The sequence below is a fragment of the Sphingobacterium sp. UBA6320 genome, assembly GCF_002440335.1.
Classification (GTDB): Bacteria; Bacteroidota; Bacteroidia; order Sphingobacteriales; family Sphingobacteriaceae; genus Sphingobacterium.
This window is the reverse complement of record NZ_DJTA01000013.1, coordinates 126,343-144,975: the sequence shown is the minus strand read 5'-3', so window position 1 is coordinate 144,975 and position 18,633 is coordinate 126,343. Positions and strand designations below refer to the sequence as shown.

The following is an 18,633-nucleotide window of genomic DNA, read 5'->3' as shown; positions in this document are numbered from 1 at the left end:
GGGCACTGCAAAAGGAAAGCCTTTATATTTTATTTATAGCCTTCGTTTTGCGTTAATTTTTTATTTCTTTGCAATTCTTCTACAGATATTGGCCATAATAAATCCGATTCTTTAAAAATAGCTCCGGAACCATTAGCAGCTCCTATCAATGGTTTAAATTCGATTACACCTGCCTGAGTTGCAGAAATAACTGGAAACATTTTTGTTCTTAAAATATCATCCCACATTTTAAATTCCAATGGAAATTCTCTCAACCGCTCAATCCAACATTCTTTCACAAAGTTATCTACTGATAAACCTTGCAACTCCGCAGTAAATTGAGCAACCGTTTTACCTTCCGTATTAGCACGAGCCCTCACTTGTGCTAAATAACCAGCCGCTTCTGCAGTAACACTACCGCTTTTAGCAATTGCTTCTGCCGCAATCAATAAGGCTTCAGGATAACGATAAAAATTCCAATCCTTTGTTGCTTTACCCGTTCTTAGTAATGCTTCTTCATCAACATAATACCAGATACCAGCCTCACTAGATTCCCAAACCTTACCCGTATTCGGATTTGTATACTTCCAATGGAAGAATTGGTTGGGTTGAATACGAAGATCTTTGGTATCATACACATTTAAAAACTGCTTTGTTGGCCCATATACACGTTCAAAGATTGAATATTTATCAAATACAGATACTGCTGAAGAGCTAAAACCATAAGTAGGCCACCAACTTCCATCTCTAACATCTGCATTATACTCTTGTGCATAAATAACCTCATCCAAATCATCTTCTCGACGTAATTCATTATAAGCACTCAAACCTTCAAGGTTACCATTAGGCGTCATTTTATGCGCCGAATTTACAACAATTTTCGCAGTTGCTGCTGCATCTGCAAATTTACCTTGTTGCAAATAAACATTTGCTAAAGTCATAGCGGCTACATATTTTGTAATACGATGTCCGTTAGTCGCAAATTTTGATGCAGCAAGAACATCAACAGCTGTCTTCAAATCTGATTCGATAAGTTCATAAACTTTAGAAGCATCTGTACGATCTAAATACAGTTCATCTTCCAAAGACTCATTTGGTGTTGTGTAAAACGGAATAGCACCAAATGTTTTCACTAAATAGAAATAATTAAAGGCTCTAAAGAATTTAGCTTCAGCCATTAGTTTATTTGCAGTAGCTTCATCCATCTTTATCTCTGGAATATATTTTAAACCCGCATTAGCAATATTAATAGCTTTATACGAATCCGCCCATATAGAATTCATTGTATTAGAGATCAAACTAGTATTGTTTTGACGAGTCAATTCTCTTGAGAACTGACAAATTCGTTCTTGCCCTTCATAACTATTGGTAAAATATCCTGTTAACATGGTATTTACAGATGCCGTAGGTCCAATATAAGCACTCGATGCATAAGAATACTGTTGTGGTGCACCCATACGATAAAGAGAATTAACTGTATTTAGAGCATGCGCTGGAGTTTTATAATAACTATCCAAAGTTATACCTGATTTTGGATCTTCTTCCAAAAATTTATTACAAGAAGTTGTTAATACCATTCCGGCCAATAACAACATAAATAATTTATTTTTCATTTTGATAAGTTCTACGATTTAAAAAGTTACATTAACACCTAAAGAAAACGTCTTCGCTCTTGGATAAGCAAAAAAGGTCATGTTTTGTCCAAATTGACTAGTCCCTTGAGAAGTACTTTCTGGATCATAACCTTTAAACTCTTTCGCTGTAAACAAAAATGGATTGTTGGCATTTGCATAAATTCTTAATCTAGACATTCCTGCTCTCTTCAATATTTCTGGATTAAATGTATATCCCAATTGAATTAAATTGACTCTTAAATAAGATCCATCAGCGATCCAAGAATCATCTACATTGGTCTCTTGTCCTCTATGACCACCATTTGTCAAATAAATTGCTTGTTGCATGGTGTTGGGATTTGTACCGTTATAAGCATCTGTTAAAATCTCTTTTAAACCATTGGTAATACCAAAACGGTCATAAGTAGAGTGATAAAATTGTTGCATCACTTCTACTCCTTTAACAAATTGAAGATCTAAAGTGAAATCAAAGTTTTTGTAACTTAAATTATTGATAAAACTACCTGTCCAATCTGGTAACCCTTTTCCAATAATTTCTTTCTCAGTTGTACGTTTAGCACGGCCAATATCTTCTGATTTTGCATTACCTGCATCTACATCAGCTTGTGTAAAAACACCTAATCTTCTGTAACCGTAAAAACTGTTGAGATTTTCTCCTACACGGATGATACTATTAGCTCCACCAACCCAATTATTCATTAAAATATCGGCATTGTTCTCTCCCAATTGTACAACCTCATTTTTATTGTAATTTAAATTTAAAGAAGATTTCCAATTAAAATTCTCACTATTCACAAGAGTACCTGTGATCATCATATCAAGCCCTTGATTCTTGACTGCTCCAATATTTTTCATTACTGTACTGAAACCAGTAGATGTAGGTAGCGGTGCATCCAATAATAGATCTGTGGTCTTTTTATGATAATAAGAAACATCAAAATTCAACCGATTTTGAAATAAACCCAACTCAACTCCGAAATCAAACTGAGCTGTTCTCTCCCATTTTAAATCAGGATTTGAAATGGAACCTACATAAGAATAAGGTGCACGAACATTGTTTAATAAGATTGTTCCTGCAGTAACATTGGCTAATGATTTATAGGGATCAATTTCAGAATTCCCTGTTAAACCAAAACTGGTATGTAATTTCAAATTGCTAACAGTTTCATTACCTTTCAGAAAATCTTCGTTAGAAACATTCCATGCTAAACCAGCTGATGGGAAAAAAGCATATTTATTGTTTTTTCCAAATTTGGAAGAACCATCATAACGACCTGTAACAGTTGCTGAATATCGATTATCGTAAGAATAAGCTGCACGGACAAAATAAGAATTCATTGCCCATTTATTCCAATTTGATCCTGGTGCAGATGGAATTGTACCAATTCCCATATTATAATATTCATAAAAATCGTCTTGAAAACCTTCTGTTCTTGAGTTATCAAAATCATAGGTACGAGCTTGCCACGACAAACCAGCCATTGCATTAATCCGGTGCTTATCAAACTGCTTATTATACGTTAAATACGTTTCCTCTTGCCAGTATAATGTATTGGTATGGTTAATTTCAGCCCAACCATTTGGAGCAGAGATATTATTTAATAAAACAGAAGAATATCCTCTATATGTTTTTTGATGATTATCAATACCTAATTGTGTTTTTAAATCTAATCCATCAGCAAGATGAAAGGTCAAACCAGCATTTCCAAAAATCTGGGTATTATAGCGCATACGCTTTTGTAAATCCAAAATAGCAACCGGATTTGACATACCCTCAAAACCCAATTTATCCGATACAGTAGATGAAGACGACATCGTATAATCACCATTTTGGTTACGAACTGGATACCATGGCAACATTTCAATCATTGTTCGTCTTGCATCTTGCCCTCCCCCATCTTCAGGCGTATAACGTCCCCAAGTATGATTTACAGTTAAATTGACAGATGTCGATAACCAAGATGTGGGTTTTGAATCATATGCTAATTTTCCATTTACACGCTTATTCCAAGTGTTATTCATGATCCCCTGCTGATCGGTATAATTTAAAAAAGCTCCGATCGATGATTTCTCATCTCCCTGTTGGATATTCAATTGATGGTTATGTGAAATTGCTGTTCGAGTTGCTTCTTTTTGCCAATCCGTATCATAAAGTGGATTACCACTAGCATCAAAATAGTTCGGGTCATTAAACCAGTCCTTTTTATCAAGTGACCATGGCTTCCAATCTTTATTATTTTTTAAAAGGTAATCTGCTGCATATTTATTTTCATTTTCCAAGCCAATCATAAAGGCATCAACCCACTCTTGCGCATTTAAAAGATCCATATGGCGTTGAGCAGAGCTGATACCGACTGATCCTTGATAGCTGATGGTTTTTCGACCATCTTTACTTCCTCTCTTAGTTGTTACCATGATCACTCCATTTGCACCTCGAGCGCCATAAATTGCAGCAGAAGAAGCATCTTTCAATACCTCAATACTTTCAATATCATTCGGATTCAACAATTGAAAATCTTCCATGACAACTCCATCGACAACATATAATGGACTTGAAGAAGAATTAATCGTACCAACACCACGAATAATAACACGATTACCATAAGCTCCAGGCTGGCTGGAATTGGAAAAGATGTTAACCCCAGATGCTTTACCTCTTAGGTTGTCCAATGGACTAAAATTCTGATCTTTGATCATGTCTGCACCTTTCACCATAGCTATAGATCCGGTCACATCAGACTTACGCATCGTACCATAACCGACTACAACGACCTCATCCAATTGATCTGCAGTTGATTCGAGACGAATCGTTAAACCGGTGGTACTTGTCACTTTTGTTTCTGAGGTCTTATACCCTACAGACGATACAACGAGTACATCTCCGACTTTAGCATTGATACTGAAACTACCATCTTGTCCTGTCTGAGTTCCTCCAGGAGATCCTTTTACCGAGATGGTCACACCTGGTACTGGATTGCCTGTTCCATCCAATACCTTTCCACTTACTTGACCTTGTTTAGCAACAAGGTTTTTTGCTTCTGATACTTCCACGTATCCTAACGAAGTAACTGACGATGCATAGACATGTTGCATAGATCCAGCAATAACAGCTAATGAAAAAAACAATTTTGATTTTTTCTTTAACTGCAATAATGTTCTTGCGTCAAATTTGTTCATAATTTTTAAAATGATTTAGATTTGTTTAATCGTTTTAGCCATTTTTAGGAAAAAAAATGAATCCATAAGTTTCCCTCAAAATGTTAACACATGTTTGTTTGTTGGTTATAATCTATTAAAAAAGCATATTTTATGCCTTAAGAAAAGTTTTGGTCATAGTTGATTTTAATATCATAATTTGTTTAATCGTTTTAGCTTATTAGAAAAATAAAGATTGTAATAGAATTCCCTTTCAAAGACACTATAACAATTTTTTTAATTCAGTATGGTTATTATTTTTTAAACTCGATTTATATTTCAAGAGAGAACTTCCATTATAATTGGTCATGATATCATAATTTCTTCTTCAAGCTTGAGTCTATAAATTGCACAATAATCTTAAATACACCGCATCACCAGTGCTGTTTCAAGGATTTTCTAGACTATTGTAACTTGATTAAATCAGATAATCATTAATCAAGATTGGTTTAAATTAGCATTTTAATTTTAAAGATTAAGCTTTTTTCTAAAAAAAGCTTAATCTTTAATAAATCTTACAAATTTCCTTTTTTCATTTCTGCTATCGCATAATCCACTGCACGAGCAGAAAAAGCCATATAAGTTAGAGAAGGATTTTGAGTAGAAGTTGATGTCATTGCTGCACCATCTGTAACAAAAACATTGGGTACCGAATGCATTTGATTCCACTTATTTAGTATAGACGTTTTTGGGTCCAAGCCCATACGCGCTCCCCCCATTTCATGAATGTCCAGGCCTGGAGCCTGATTACCATCATCACGTCGAATATTGGTAAATCCGGCAGTCTTAAACATATCCTCCATCGTATCGAGATAATCTTTCTTCATCTTTGCATCATTATCATCGTAATCGACAGCAATATGAAGTAAAGGAACTCCCCAATCATCTGTTTTCTTAGTATCCAATGTTACTTGGCCAGATTCTTTTGGAATCGTTTCTCCCATCATATGGGAACCGACTTGCCAATTGCCTAATTTCGGATTTAATAAATTATTTTTCAAGGATTCCCCAGCACCTGAGCGATCAGCAGAGGTACCACGATAAGCACCAAAACCTGCCGCATATCCACGAAGAAAGTTCGTTTCTTGTTTATGTAAATTTCTAAATCGAGGAATATATCCCCCACCCGCTGGGTTTCTTCCTTCAGTAGTATAATCTTGTAGTCCTTCATACTCTGCATAAATCCGGGCACTATAATTATGAAAAGCAACATATTTTCCCAGTACACCCGAGTCGTTACCTAGACCATTAGGAAAACGATTGGATTTCGAATTCAACAAAATTAAATTTGTATTGATTGCTGCTGCATTGACAAAGATAATACGCGCATAAAAATCGATTTCCTCCTTGTTATTGGTGTCGATCACGCGAACACCTACAGCTTTACCTTTTTGTTCATCATATAAAATAGAATGAACTACAGAAAAAGGACGGAGAGTCATATTTCCTGTTTTTGCAGCCCAAGGCAACGTTACGGCATTGGAGCTAAAGTAACCTCCAAATGGACAACCTCGTTGACATAAAGTACGATTTTGACATTGTACACGTCCTTGATCAAAATGAATTTGATTCGGTTTGGAAAGGTGTGCACAGCGTGCTGAAATTACTTTCCGCTCTGGATATTGAGAGGATACCGATTGCTTGAAATATTTTTCTACCATATTAAGCGGATATCCTGGTAAAAATTCACCGTCAGGCAATTCGGGCAGACCATCCTTATCGCCAGCAATCCCTGCAAATTTTTCAACATAATCATACCATGGTTTTAAATCGGCATAACGAATAGGCCAGTCCACAGCAAAACCATCACGAGCTGGACCTTCAAAGTCAAAGTCAGACCAACGTTGTGTCTGTCTCGCCCATAAAAGCGACTTGCCCCCTACTTGATATCCGCGAATCCAATCAAAAGGTTTATCTTGTACATAAGGATGCTCTTTATCTTTGACAAAAAAATGAGCCGCATCTTCGTGAAAGGCATAACATTTACTAACGATTGGATTTTCCTGTTTTATGGCATAAGGCATCTCATTGCGATGTTCAAATTCCCAAGGATTCATATTGGTGGTTGGATAATCTTTAATGTGCTTCACATCCCGACCTCGCTCTAAAACCAAAGTCTTCAACCCCTTTTCGCACAATTCCTTAGCAGACCATCCACCACTGATCCCCGAACCGATCACAATTGCATCGTAAGTTCTATTCTTTTGACTATCTATATTAATATTTGCCATTTTATGCTTTTAATTTTACTGCAGGCTCATAAGGACCAGGAATCAATTTATAAATCAATTTATTCTTCATTACATATTCAGAATTTAGATAACCTTGAATAGTGCGGTTCTTGAATATCTTGAAAAAAGTAGCTTCATCTCCCTCTTTTTCTTTCTCCAAAGCCGTTAAGGAGCTTAAAGTTTGATCCAGCGTACTCGAGTCCAATCGCTCTTTCATTATAGCTAGCCCCTTCAAAAAATGCTGTTGATTTTCAGGACTTTCGCAATCATCGACCATCTTCATCACAAATAAATGCAAATTTAGTTCTAATCCTCCTGGAGAGTCTGTTTTAGGAATAACAATTTCAGCAAGCTTTGCCAAAAAATCTTCATCTGAAGCTGATAACTTAATATTTTGGAGCACAATTGATGCTCCCCCTTGTTCACGAAGACAAGAAGGCAATATGGCGATTCCTCCTGCGATAATAAATAACTGCTTAACAAGGGTTCTTCGATTCATCATAATAAGGTATTCTTACTGCTGTAATATTAAAGATAATATTAAAAATAACAAAGCTAAAACGATTAATTTTTACAAAAAATTACATAAAACTATCTGAGTAGGTCATTAACCTCCTTAAGATCGAATAAAAGATGGTTGACAAAATCCAAGCGATCACGTTCAGCTTTTTGCTTTGTTACAGCAATACATGTCAATCCGGCATCATATGCAGCACGAGATCCTGTAGCGGTATCCTCTACAGCAACGACTTCTGATGTATCAAAACCGGATAATAACAAGGCTTTTTGATAACAAGTTGGGTTCGGTTTAGGATTAACAACATCTTCACGCGTTACGAACCATGAAAAATGTTGCAACAAGCCGTAATGCTCAAGCATGCGCTCAACGGTTGGCCTAAAATTGGAAGTCACTAAACCCATCTGAATGTCCCTTTCCACCAAAAAATCAATTAATTCTCTTGCGTGTGGCATCAAAGGGATCGTTAACATATCTTGATTTGCATAATTTTCCCTAGTACTTTTCCACATGAATTCTTCCTTAACGTCAACTCCCCAGAGTTCTTTCATCGTTAGTATATTACGGGCCAAAGTATGTCCTGCAAAATACTGAATCCAAGTCTCGAAATCCAAATCAACAGCAAAGTGCTGGTTAAGAATGGGTTTCCATGCTTCAAAATAAAAACGTTCAGAATCTACCAAGGTCCCATCAAAATCAAAAAATACAGCTCTTAAATCTTTCATCCGTTAAAAATAGGCAAACCCTAGGGCAATTCCTACTCAACTATACCGCAATACACCGAATCGGAATTTAAATCAAGGTACGAATCCCATATTCCAAAATATACGTGAATGGGATTTTTATCGTCAAAAGATCCAATTAACGGTACTGTACAAGAGCCTTGATTAACCTCAGCGACACCAATATCAAGTTGTATAAATTCCTTTGTGTTAAATAATGCGAAGCTCATTTTGTACATTTTATCCATATAATCCGCATTAACAATCCATTTCATATGCAACATTTTGCCATGCCTTTCAACAGAACAACCTGTCGGAGGAGAAAGAGGACCTTTAAAAATAAAAACTTTTTCAACATTGACATAATATTGGCAATCTGCGTCCAATTCCATTGTTTCCTTTAAGATGTGTTGTTGTGCCAATTGAAATGGACCGATTTTGCTTCCCTTTGGAGCAAGATGACGATAGCCATATTGCATTAAAGCTTTTACCGATCCAATAAAATTATTCGCAACCTTCATCTTCTGCTGATTCAGCAACATAGCTTCGGTTGGAGGTTTTCTATTTTTATTTCGAGCACCTCTAATAATATTTTGGCCATTGAGCTTATAGCCATATACTGAACCTACTTTACCTTTAAAAGGTCCATTAGGACCATTTTCTTGAATTGCCATTGGTTTAAATAGTTATTTGGTTTTCAAATCCTCTTACACTCCTCAATACCAAATATATACAAAATTATACATTAATTTAGGTATAAGATATTGTTTAGTTAGTTTTAATAGGGGGTTAGTAGGGATATACCCCTACTAACCCCCTATTATCCCCCTATTATCCCCCTATTATCCCCCTATTAAATCTCTGTTAATTCTTAATATGGTAGGGATTTAGCTCGAATCAATTTGAATTACTTTCTACATTTGCTAAGTTTGTATATTCCGCACCAAAACTCATATACTCAGGTGCCTTTAATTTTAAGATAGATCACGATGAAAGTTATTGCTATAGGCCGCAACTATATAGACCACGCTAAAGAACTCAACAACCCCATTCCCAAAGAACCCGTTGTTTTCATGAAACCAGATACAGCTTTACTAAAAGACAACAAAGACTTCTATTACCCCGATTTTTCGAATGACATTCATTATGAAGCTGAAATCGTTTTACGTGTCTGTAAAGAGGGTAAACATATAAGTGCCAAATTTGCACATACATATTTTGATGCCATCGGATTAGGAATAGATTTTACAGCTCGAGATATACAACAAAAACATAAAGAAAAGGGGCTACCTTGGGAACTTGCGAAATCTTTTGACGGTTCAGCAGTTATCAGTACACTGATACCTAAAGAAAATTTAGGTGATCTTAAAAATCTTGATTTTTCATTAGTCAAGAATACTGAGCTTGTACAACAGGGAAATACAAAAGATATGATTTTTTCTTACGAAGATCTAATTGTATATATATCCAAGTTCATTACTTTACGAAAAGGAGACTTAATTTATACAGGAACTCCTGCAGGCGTGGGACCAGTAATTATTGGTGATATTTTAGTTGGATATATCGGTCAAGAGCAAATGTTTAGTTGTGTTATTAAGTAAGCGATTATGAAGAAATTAAGTTTTATAATCAGTCTGCTTACTCTAGCTACGACAACGATACAAGCACAAGATATCATCAAACATCGTCAATATCCACAAAATTACTTTAGACGGCCTATGGATATCGCTCCACAGGCATCTGGTTCATTTGGCGAATTGAGGGCTACTCATTTTCATGGTGGCGATGATTACCGCACACAGCAGAAAATTAATATACCTGTTTATGCTGTAGCAGATGGTTTTGTGTCACGGATTCGTGTACAAATTGGTGGTGGCGGAAACTCGGTTTATGTCGATCATCCTAACGGGTATACTTCTGTATATTTACATTTAGAAAGCTTCAACAATGAACTAAATGCTTTTATAAAAGCAGAACAATATAAACAAAAGCGCTTTGATGTTGATTTATTCCTAAAACCAGGGCAGTTTAATTTAAAAAAAGGTCAGCTTTTAGCCAACTCTGGTAATACGGGTGGTTCGGCAGGACCACATCTTCATTTTGAAATCCGCGACACAAAGCAGCAACTTCCTTTTAACACTCAATTATTCGGACTTACCTTTCCCGATGATATTAAACCCATTATTCGAGGTCTAACGGTTTATGATCTTGCAGACCCCATTTTCAATGAAAATACACCAAGAAGACACCAGACTGTAAAAGCGCTTGCAAATGGCAACTATAGTCTTTCTGGTAACTCTCCCATTCCTGTTAATGGCAGATTTGGTTTAGGGATTAACACCGTGGATAAACGCAAAGGTATTTCCTTTACCTATGGAGTATACTCGATTGAACTGTTTTTGGACAACAAAAATATCAGCACTGTCCTATTCGAAGCAATTCCATTTGATAAAACACGTGCTATCCATTCGTACATCGATTACCCCTACTGGAAAAAATCGAATGTTCGCGTACAAAAAAGTTTCAAGCAGCCTGGAAACCCGATAGACATCTACTATCAATTAGAAAATAATGGTGTTATGGAACTCCAAGATGACCAAGTGCATCAAGTTCGCTACGTTGTAAAAGATGTACAGGGTAATGCAACAGAAATAAATTTTGAAGTGCAAAGGGATGCTACCTACGTGGTGAAAAATACTCCATCAAACGCAGGGAAGTACTTCAATTTTCTACTTGACAATGTTTTTCAATCTGATAATGTAAAGGTGACTGTTCCTAAAAACACCTTGTACGACAATCTGAATTTTACATATAGCGAAGGTCCCAAACCTGTCAATGCCTACTCGCAACTTCAGCGTATTCATAATAAATTTACTCCTGTATTTGGTTCGTACACATTAAGCATTAGACCAACTGCAGAGCTCACAAAGGAACTTTACAGCAAAGCAATGCTTATGTCCATTGATGGTGGATCTCAAGGAGGAAAATATGAAAATGGCTTAGTGACAGGATCGGTACGCAGTTTTGGCGATTTCTATATTGCAGTCGATACAATCGCACCAACGATTACGGCTCGTAATTTAGTGAATAATAAAAATGTCTCTGCCCAGAAACAGATCGACTTTACCATTTCAGATAATTTATCCGGTATTCAATCCTTTAATGCCTATATCGATGGCGAATGGGTACTGATGAAGTATGACCCTAAAAACCGTCATATTTGGCATACTTTTGAATCTAATTTAAGTGCTGGAAAACACAACTTTAAACTGGAGGTCAAAGATTGGAAAGACAATGTAAGGGTTTATGAAGCCAATTTCACGAGATAATCAGTATCTTAGTACGTAAGACTAATAATAATACCATATGGCAACACTAGAAGTAGGACAAAAAGCACCTGCAATAACGGCTAAAAACCAAAATGGAGAAAGCATTTCTTTGTCAGATTTTATGGGCACAAAAGTAATTTTGTATTTCTACCCAAAAGATAATACGCCAGGCTGCACGACAGAAGCTTGCAATTTTAGAGATAATTACCAGTCTCTAAAAAAGGAAGGTTTCGAAGTTATAGGTGTCAGTATTGATGGAGAAGCATCGCATCAAAAATTTATCAACAAGCATGAACTACCCTTTCAACTGCTGGTGGATGAAGACCAAAAAATTGTCAATGATTACGGCGTATGGGTCGAGAAAAACATGTACGGCAAAAAATACATGGGGACAGCGCGTACAACATTTGTCATTGATGAACAAGGAAATATTGCACATATTGTTAAGAAGGTAGATAATAAAAATGCCTCACAACAAATCCGTGATCTAATACAATAGAGAGCAGATAACCCTATTGCTGGTTCACAGAAAACACATGTGATATCGGCAACTTTGCCCCCCCCTTTGCAGGAATCATTTCAATTGCTGCAAAAGAGGCTTTTCACACAGATGGAAGTATGCATTCATGTCGTACTAAAATCTAAATCGCAATATCTAAGCCCTACTATCTAAAATCTAAATACTAATATTTATATTTGCTACTTATGAGCAAACAAACAGACGACTTCTTTAAAAGTATAGTATCACACTCCAAGGAATATGGTTTTGTATTCCAATCGAGTGAAATATATGATGGCTTAAGTGCTGTCTATGACTACGGTCAATTAGGTTCTGAATTGAAAAATAACTTGAAGACCTATTGGTGGAAATCCATGGTGCAATTGAATGAAAACATTGTCGGTATCGATGCTGCTATTTTTATGCATCCAACGACTTGGAAAGCTTCAGGTCACGTGGATGGATTTAACGATCCCATGATCGACAATAAAGATTCTAAAAAACGTTACCGTGCTGATCAGTTGATCGAAGATAAAATAGCCCGTTACGAAGCGGATGGTAAAACGGATAAAGCAGCTGCTTTATTAGAAGCTTTAAACATTGCTTTAAACGCTGACGACCTTGCTGGTTTGAAAACAATTATTGAAGATCATAATATTGTTTGTCCTGTCTCTGGAACAAAAAACTGGACTGATGTTCGTCAATTCAACTTGATGTTTGCTACACAGATGGGAGCAATGGCCGATGGTGCTGAACAAGTATACTTACGTCCTGAAACTGCTCAAGGTATCTTTGTTAACTTCTTAAACGTGCAAAAAACTGGCCGTATGAAAATTCCTTTTGGAATCGCTCAGATCGGTAAAGCTTTCCGTAACGAAGTCATTGCGCGTCAATTTATCATGCGTATGCGTGAATTTGAACAAATGGAATTGCAATTTTTTGTTCGTCCAGGTACAGAAATGGAATGGTACAACAAATGGAAAGAAACTCGTCTTAAATGGCATTTAGCTTTAGGGTTTAACCCAGATAATTACCGTTACCACGATCATGATAAATTAGCACATTATGCTAATGCAGCAGTGGATATTGAATTCAATTTTCCATTTGGATTTAAAGAAGTAGAAGGTATTCATTCCCGTACAGATTTTGACTTGAAACAACACCAAGAGTTCTCTGGTAAAAAAATGCAATATTTTGATACCGAGATCAATCAAAATTATATCCCTTACGTGGTAGAGACATCGATTGGTTTAGATCGTTTGTTTTTAACGGTATTATGTAATTCATTGGTCCAAGAAGATCTTTCTACAGATGAAAAACAAGATTCCCGTGTTGTATTGAAATTCCCTCCTGCAATAGCACCGGTAAAAGCAGCTATCTTACCTTTAACCAAGAAAGATGGTCTTCCGGAGAAAGCGCGTGAGATTATGTCTGTTTTGAAATTAGACTACAATGTTCAATATGATGAAAAAGATTCAATAGGTAAACGTTACCGTCGTCAAGATGCTATTGGTACACCGATCTGTATTACAGTTGACCATCAATCATTAGAAGATAACATGGTTACTATTCGTCACCGTGATTCGATGCAACAAGAGCGTGTAGCAATTGCTGATCTGGAAAAATTTGTTTCTGACCTTGTGGGTTGGAATACTTTATTAAAAAAGGTTTTGTAATTGATAAAAGGATGTCGCTTCTTTGAAGTGTGCAATGCCCCCAAAAGTTAGACACTTTCTGGGGGCATTGCAGTTACACCCTTTTTTAACTGGTTTCTTTTGAGAACAACCTAGCCCATGCGGGTCTCTTCATTTTTAAAAATCGACATCTAGCTTGCCATTCCAGATTTCATTTTTTCGGATTGTAAATCCCTGAATAGGATCTAACCCGGCTAAGAGTAATCCTTTAAAAAGAACTTGCATATTGTTTTTAACATCAGTACTCAGCTCGAATGTCCGAATTACAGTGCCTTCAGCAAATACTTTCAGTTCATACTTAATGGATTGATCTGTTTCATGAAATCCCATAAATTGATTAAAATAAAACTTCTTGTTATTTGCTGTAAATTGTGGTTCTATCAGCAGGACACTGGCATCCATTTGGGTATTGCTGCTGTTACTAAAAGGGTAATAATAAAAGCTAGGATGTTTTTGCTGAATACGGATACTGTCAATATTACTTAAATCTTCGATATCCGTAAATTCGACATTAATCTCGCTAAAGATCCGATCTAATGTCAACACTCTTTCCATTGCTTTGCTCACCTCAAATGTATCTCTTGCAGCATAGATTTCCACTTCTTTTTCCTGAAATGAATTACTCATATAAAAACCATTTCGATGACCACTATTCGCAAAAACAATGGGACTATTGGAGTTTTTAGTCACTACACTCAAATAATAAGTTCCTAAAGGCAGGTCGATCTCAAAGGTTTCCTGAGCAGAGATTCCTCCTTGTTTAACCAACGCATGACTTTCAGAATTATAAATATGATAATAGAGTTTATTTTTCAATACTGATCCATCGACCACTCCTGTTATCACTAAATTGTCCATTTTAAAGGTGCCAGTCGTGGGATTGTAGATGCTGCCAGTAGGTCTTTTGCCTTCAAATAAACGCAGACGAATCCAAACATCATTTTTTTCTACGGTAGATATTCCAGTCAGTGATTGGTTCACGGCAAATTTGGCGACACCATTATTTGTCAATTCAATTGGATAATGGAGGGTATCTGAAAGTGTAAAGAAAGACTTTCCGAGGTCGGTTGAATAGTCAATCAATATTGCCCGTGGCCCAGTTCCCGAGCTATTCACATCCATGCTCAAGATATGAAGAGATTCAATTTTTTGGACGGGCAGTTTTATCAGAACTGACTGTGCTCCTTTGAAGTTGATTGATTTGCCAGTCGTTGGCCATCCAGCTGTAAAGCTATAATCAACTTTACCGTTATTATAATCAATGATAGGTAAAGGATTAATTGCTATAGCAGGATCAGTGTTACCTAAATCAAAAGTCCACTGAAAGAGAATCTCTTCTTGTGCACTTCCTGCGACTTTTCCAGAGGCTAATTTCTTGACGGCACTGGTCTTTTGCAGTGGCGTTACCACGCTTTCAAAATCTTTAATCTTGAATTTTACGGCGAACACATTTTCTTCTAATTCATCTGAAATTTTCTTATTCTTTTGACATGATGAAGCAGCGGCTAATAAAAAGATGAATAATAAAGAAGATATGCTCAAATTAAATTGGGCATTCTTTTTCATAAAATATCTAAGGTTAGTTATACAACAATAACTTTAAAGATACTTATTACTTCTAAACATTAAAATTTAGAAATATTGATTTCCAATCTTTCACTACGACATGTTGTTAATTTATTAACTTTTAGCACATATACTTTAGATTTATTATCTGCCTTATTCAAGACAAATTCATTGTTATTTCCTTTAGGACGCACATATTCGCCATTAAACTCATCCCATTCATACAACAATGTACCATCTTCGTTACACCATAAATAATTGTAACGATCATCATATTTTTCATCTAAAGAAATACGAATTTTACCTAATTTCTTATCTAACTTCACCTTCGCACCACTAGGCTTTTCAATCATATCAAAAACTTTAACTAATACTTTGCTTCGAGGAGATGTCTTACCTTTCCACACACTTTCAACGAAATAACTAGTTGATTCTTTGACTTCATTCACACTCACATTAGGTCCAGAAGCAAAAGGAACATCTACTTGATTTTCACGATACCAATTGTACGTTAATCCGCGACTTGCCTGTTTGATAGTCAATACCTGTCCACCATTAAAACAGGTCTCCAACGTATCTCCCCAATTGGATAATGGGGCGCTAAGTTCACGATCTTTATTATTGGTAATCGACCATACTGCTTCGTATTGATGGCTATGGTGGTCATCGATCCGAACTAAAGACGTTGTATCTTTCACAACCGCTTTTAATTGATTGTCTCCCAATTGAAGCATCCCTACATTCAAATAAATCGAATCGATGTTTTGATCAATTAAAAGATCGTTGAGATACCATTTCACATCCAATGTATTGGGAGATGGTTTTAATAATTTTAGCGTAAAAACAGACATACTACTATCTGCATCTATTAGTTTACTCTCTACTGGCAAGGTCGCGACGATTGGATTCGTCTTCTGGTGTATCGTTTCCACAAAAACTTCTTGACATACCGCACAAAATGGAGCTACCAAATATTGCATTTTACAAAATTCATGAGGTCTAAACCAAGTAGACTTTGATCCTGTTCCGCCATAAGCATACACGCCAATACCTTGCGTACCCACCCAATGCTTCCAAGGCACTTTTGTTGGATCGGATTCTTGACTACGATTGGGTCCCTCTATGGCATACTGATTACCAGCCCAGTACTCATCTGCCAGAATAGAGAATGAATGACCGATCTCATGTACTGCAATATCATTGCTCATAAAGTTAACTGTAGCAGTCGCATACTTACCACCAGAACCTCCATAAAAGGGAGAGTTGACCAAAATTACAACTTGTGTATAATTTGGAATATGATCTTTCAACACCTGATCGATGACCCGATATTTCTGGGGAACGACCAATCGATGTAATCCTCCATTATCAAAGCTACTTCCAAATATGGTATTGGGAGAGGCAACAGGAACGGGATATTTTTTTGTAAACTTATTAAATCGCGCAGGATATTTACTCAAATCTGTATGGCCATGCACACAGTCACTCGCGCTACAGGCATGTGCTGCACCAGATTCTGGTGAAGGTGTTTTGACTGCAAACACATTAAAATAATTACTGTATTGACGAAAAGGTTCTGTCTGAAAGAAATAATCCGTGAAACGTTTGGCATCTTCTTCAAAATCTGTCAATTGTGCTTGTGTATAACCATCGCCTAAAATTACGAGGTTCACTACCTTTTGATCGGTTCCTTGATACTGCAATGTATCTATGGCATAACGTTGTGCAAAACAACTTGGAAAGAAAAGAAATAAAAGGAAAAAGCTTAAAAATAAGGGTTTTAATTTGATATTCATGAATATAGGGTATTTATGAGTATTAGTTCATGTCTTTTATTTTATGTTGTACTAAGTATTCACTTGGAGAGAGTTTAGTGATTTTTTTAAAAACGCGATTAAAATTGACCACATTATTAAAACCTGTTTTAAAAGCGATATCCGATACATTTTCCGATAGACCATGGATCAACATCTTACAGGCTTGTTCGATACGAATCTCGTTAAGAAAGGTGATATAAGTCTTTCGCGTATGTTTCTTAAAATATTTACAAAATGCGTGCGGGGTCATATGAGCAACTCCCGAAATATCTTCTAGCGATATCTTTTGCTCAAAATGCTTAAATGTATATTGAAAAATCTCATTAATACGTATCCCTTCTGCATCAGAATACTTTTTCTGTGGAATCCCAGTATATAGCGATGTCCAAAGATCTACTTTTTCAGTAAGGTAATCGATTAAACTGACAAATGCAGTTAACCGTTCTACTCCGTCTGCTTCATTAATCTGTAAGAATTTTCGTTTGATCGCAGGGTTTGATCCTGCATCTAACTTTTTACTTACATTGATATTTTCCAGAAAGAAACGAACTTCTTCCAATTCTGGTAATTGCAAAAAATCTCTGAATCTGTTGTAATCGAAAAAAATATGAATGGCATGAATTTGTTCTTTTAATAAGGGATCTGGGATCAATTCCGAACGTTGAAACATATGTGGTTCATTGGCATCAACAATATAAATTTCATCTTGTTTGAATTGATGCGTAAAATTGCCAATCAAAAAAGTACCCTCTCCTTTTAAGATGTATGTGAGTTGAATTTCTTTATGCCGATGATAGTTACTGTAGAACTCCACCAACAGATCCTCTTGTACACAAACAGAGCCCTGATTTGGAACAGGAACGGTAAATTGAACAACTTTCATGATCAAAAAAAACTAAAAAAAACAGATATTGTTTAATTATTCAAATTTAAACAATATAATAGACAATAATCGTAAATCCATTTATAATTTATTTTTTAGTTTTTTCATGAAATCAGGCAAAGTTGGATCTGCCCCCGACCAGCTCAATAATCGCTCGTGTTTTGGGATCTATCCACAAATAACGAGGTGTAGCAACAACGTCATAGCTGTTTTTAATAAAATCACGATCCGTCACATTTAACAAATAGCTGTTTGACCCAAGTCCTATAAGATGGTTACTTTTTCGCCAACGTTCATCATCTTCATCATCGGTCAAATAAACAACCTGCACCCCCATTTTACTTCATGCAGCTTCTTTTTTTAACAAAACTGGCAAATCCATTTTCGAATTCTTACCCTTACTCGACCAGATCGCGACAATAATCATCTTTCCATCAAGAAATTGATCAAATTTTAGTGAATCACCTTTTAAATTCCGTGACGTTATTTCGGGAAAAACGGGTATGTTTTCATAGAAATTTTTCACGTGTTCCACTTTATTTAGTGCTGCTTGAAAGTAAGGATGTT

Annotated in this window: 15 protein-coding genes; 4 read left to right on the top strand and 11 right to left on the bottom strand. The window is 36.1% G+C overall.

Annotated features, from left to right (window positions below; genetic code table 11):
* Nucleotides 1–29: 29 nt before the first annotated feature.
* The 6 genes from B3P23_RS08285 to B3P23_RS08260 form a co-directional block, all read right to left on the bottom strand.
* Nucleotides 30–1,592 (bottom strand): RagB/SusD family nutrient uptake outer membrane protein, encoded by a 1,563-nt coding sequence (locus B3P23_RS08285; protein WP_045752776.1) that lies wholly within the window; start codon nucleotides 1,590–1,592, stop codon nucleotides 30–32.
* Between the two features lie 18 nt (nucleotides 1,593–1,610).
* The gene (locus B3P23_RS08280; RefSeq protein WP_052627488.1) at nucleotides 1,611–4,790 is read right to left on the bottom strand and encodes a SusC/RagA family TonB-linked outer membrane protein; all 3,180 of its coding nucleotides are present in this window, start codon (nucleotides 4,788–4,790) and stop codon (nucleotides 1,611–1,613) included.
* Nucleotides 4,791–5,323: 533 nt separating this feature from the next.
* The gene (locus tag B3P23_RS08275; RefSeq protein WP_293925340.1) at nucleotides 5,324–7,039 is read right to left on the bottom strand and encodes a GMC oxidoreductase; all 1,716 of its coding nucleotides are present in this window, start codon (nucleotides 7,037–7,039) and stop codon (nucleotides 5,324–5,326) included.
* A gap of 1 nt (nucleotide 7,040) precedes the next feature.
* Entirely contained in the window at nucleotides 7,041–7,541 is a 501-nt protein-coding gene (locus B3P23_RS08270; RefSeq protein ID WP_260948192.1) for a gluconate 2-dehydrogenase subunit 3 family protein, read from the bottom strand.
* 89 nt (nucleotides 7,542–7,630) lie between these two features.
* Nucleotides 7,631–8,281: an HAD family hydrolase gene (locus B3P23_RS08265; protein WP_293925339.1), complete on the bottom strand. Its 651-nt coding sequence runs from the start codon at nucleotides 8,279–8,281 to the stop codon at nucleotides 7,631–7,633.
* Between the two features lie 32 nt (nucleotides 8,282–8,313).
* Nucleotides 8,314–8,952, bottom strand: coding sequence for a DUF6266 family protein (locus B3P23_RS08260; protein ID WP_293925338.1), 639 nt, complete (start codon nucleotides 8,950–8,952; stop codon nucleotides 8,314–8,316).
* Nucleotides 8,953–9,267: 315 nt separating this feature from the next.
* Between B3P23_RS08260 and B3P23_RS08255 the strand changes: the two genes are divergently transcribed.
* From B3P23_RS08255 to B3P23_RS08240, 4 genes are all read left to right on the top strand, one after another.
* Nucleotides 9,268–9,879 (top strand): fumarylacetoacetate hydrolase family protein, encoded by a 612-nt coding sequence (locus tag B3P23_RS08255; RefSeq protein ID WP_293925337.1) that lies wholly within the window; start codon nucleotides 9,268–9,270, stop codon nucleotides 9,877–9,879.
* Nucleotides 9,880–9,885: 6 nt separating this feature from the next.
* Entirely contained in the window at nucleotides 9,886–11,607 is a 1,722-nt protein-coding gene (locus B3P23_RS08250) for a M23 family metallopeptidase (RefSeq protein ID WP_293925336.1), read from the top strand.
* 37 nt (nucleotides 11,608–11,644) lie between these two features.
* Nucleotides 11,645–12,106, top strand: coding sequence for a thioredoxin-dependent thiol peroxidase (gene bcp, locus B3P23_RS08245; protein ID WP_094773237.1), 462 nt, complete (start codon nucleotides 11,645–11,647; stop codon nucleotides 12,104–12,106).
* A 206-nt stretch (nucleotides 12,107–12,312) separates the two neighbouring features.
* Nucleotides 12,313–13,782 carry a glycine--tRNA ligase gene (locus B3P23_RS08240; protein WP_094773236.1) on the top strand — a complete coding sequence of 490 codons (1,470 nt, stop codon included), beginning with the start codon at nucleotides 12,313–12,315 and terminating at the stop codon, nucleotides 13,780–13,782.
* Nucleotides 13,783–13,917: 135 nt separating this feature from the next.
* Here B3P23_RS08240 and B3P23_RS08235 read toward each other — a convergent pair whose 3' ends face one another.
* From B3P23_RS08235 to B3P23_RS08215, 5 genes are all read right to left on the bottom strand, one after another.
* Nucleotides 13,918–15,366 (bottom strand): hypothetical protein, encoded by a 1,449-nt coding sequence (locus tag B3P23_RS08235; protein WP_293925335.1) that lies wholly within the window; start codon nucleotides 15,364–15,366, stop codon nucleotides 13,918–13,920.
* 59 nt (nucleotides 15,367–15,425) lie between these two features.
* Entirely contained in the window at nucleotides 15,426–17,162 is a 1,737-nt protein-coding gene (locus B3P23_RS08230) for a M64 family metallopeptidase (RefSeq protein WP_293925334.1), read from the bottom strand.
* Between the two features lie 22 nt (nucleotides 17,163–17,184).
* The gene (locus B3P23_RS08225) at nucleotides 17,185–18,066 is read right to left on the bottom strand and encodes an AraC family transcriptional regulator (protein ID WP_045754457.1); all 882 of its coding nucleotides are present in this window, start codon (nucleotides 18,064–18,066) and stop codon (nucleotides 17,185–17,187) included.
* A 112-nt stretch (nucleotides 18,067–18,178) separates the two neighbouring features.
* The gene (locus B3P23_RS08220) at nucleotides 18,179–18,403 is read right to left on the bottom strand and encodes a hypothetical protein (protein ID WP_293925333.1); all 225 of its coding nucleotides are present in this window, start codon (nucleotides 18,401–18,403) and stop codon (nucleotides 18,179–18,181) included.
* Between the two features lie 6 nt (nucleotides 18,404–18,409).
* Nucleotides 18,410–18,592, bottom strand: coding sequence for a hypothetical protein (locus tag B3P23_RS08215; protein ID WP_052627636.1), 183 nt, complete (start codon nucleotides 18,590–18,592; stop codon nucleotides 18,410–18,412).
* Between the last annotated feature and the right edge of the window lie 41 nt (nucleotides 18,593–18,633).